General features: G+C 59.8%; 2 protein-coding genes and 1 pseudogene. 2 read left to right on the forward strand and 1 reads right to left on the reverse strand.

Features of this window, described 5'->3' with window-relative positions; genetic code table 11:
- On the forward strand, positions 1–239 hold a 239-nt coding region (locus HMPREF0178_RS22720; protein ID WP_232281342.1), incomplete at its 5' end, for a hypothetical protein.
- Positions 240–254: 15 nt separating this feature from the next.
- Positions 255–1,082: a formate dehydrogenase accessory protein FdhE gene (locus tag HMPREF0178_RS19960; protein WP_009369347.1), complete on the forward strand. Its 828-nt coding sequence runs from the start codon at positions 255–257 to the stop codon at positions 1,080–1,082.
- A gap of 66 nt (positions 1,083–1,148) precedes the next feature.
- On the opposite strand, the pseudogene HMPREF0178_RS19965 reads toward HMPREF0178_RS19960, so the two are convergent.
- Positions 1,149–1,306 (reverse strand): annotated as a pseudogene (locus HMPREF0178_RS19965) (ABC transporter ATP-binding protein); the annotation flags it as partial.

Raw genomic sequence — 1,306 nt, forward strand, 5'->3', positions numbered from 1 at the left:
CCCGGACCCCCTCAGATTTTTATGTTGCACTTGAAGTCTGTTCCCGTAGCGGGATGGATGAATGGAGTGGATTTTTTAATGGTTTTGCATTGATGGGAAATGCCGGACAGCCATGTATAAAGACATGGGAACATGGACGGCGGGGGCGTGGGGGAGGGGAGAAGTTCGCGGATGTTCCCGCTTTCAAGAAGAGGCTTCTCCCTTCCCCCGCACATCCGCTCAAAAATCACTTGCTCTAATCTAAAGGATTTCCGATGTACGATGATACCGCCCTGCGCCGTCTGCTGATCGAACTGGCCGCATCCCACCCCGAGCACGCCGCCCTGATCCGGGCGTTCACGCCGCTGGCGCTGGCGCGCGGCAAGCTGCTTGATGCCTACGCGCTGTCGCGGAAAACCAAACCGCTGGAAGGCTTCCCCATGTTCCGATTTGAGGAGCTGCCCGTATGCTCGGAAAAATCCGGAGCCATTGCGTCGGCAGTGCTCGAAGCCGTTGCCGAGGGCTTCCCCGGCGCGCGGGAACAGGTGGAGGCGGTGCGCGATGCGCTCAAACCCGGAAGCGTCCGCCGCCTGTGCAAGGCCAGCCTCGCGCATGAGCCGGAACCGCTGGCCCTGTTCGCGGAGAAAAACGGCCTGTCGCCGGATGTGTTGGATATGGTGATCGCGCAGACGGTGAAAATCCTTATGGCCCGCACGGCGAACAGCCTGCCCGAAGCGCCCTTTGATCCGGCCCGGAAGACGTGCCCGTACTGTGGAGGAAAACCGGAACTCAGCATCGTTCATGAGAAGGAAGGGCATCGGAGCCTGTTCTGCACCGACTGCGGACGGCACTGGCGTTTCCAGCGTACGGCGTGCCCCTCATGCGGGTGCGACAAACCGGACAATCTGCGCCTGCATTTTGCCGAAAGCACTCCGGACGAACGCGCCGTTTCCTGTAAGAATTGCAGGCACTACATCCTTGAAGCGGATATCCGCAAGCGGGATCTGGCCTTGGACGGAGCCGCCATCGTGAGCCTCGGCATGGGCTATCTGGACGCGCTCATGCAGGAGCAGGGGATCTTACCCATTGGTGAATCTGTATAGCGCCAAGATGGTTGCACAGAAAAAGGCGGCTAAAGCCGCCTTTTTTTATGGAAGGGAGAACGGGGATCATCCTCCGAGATAGGCTTCCTTGACCTTGGGATCTTTGAGGAGTTCCTGTCCTGGGGCCTCGGCGACGACGCGGCCGACTTCGAGTACATAGGCGTAGTGCGCGATGGACAGGGCCGCGAGGGCGTTCTGTTCCACGAGCAGCACGGTTTTGCCCT

Source organism: Bilophila sp. 4_1_30 (assembly GCF_000224655.1).
GTDB lineage: Bacteria > Desulfobacterota > Desulfovibrionia > Desulfovibrionales > Desulfovibrionaceae > Bilophila > Bilophila wadsworthia.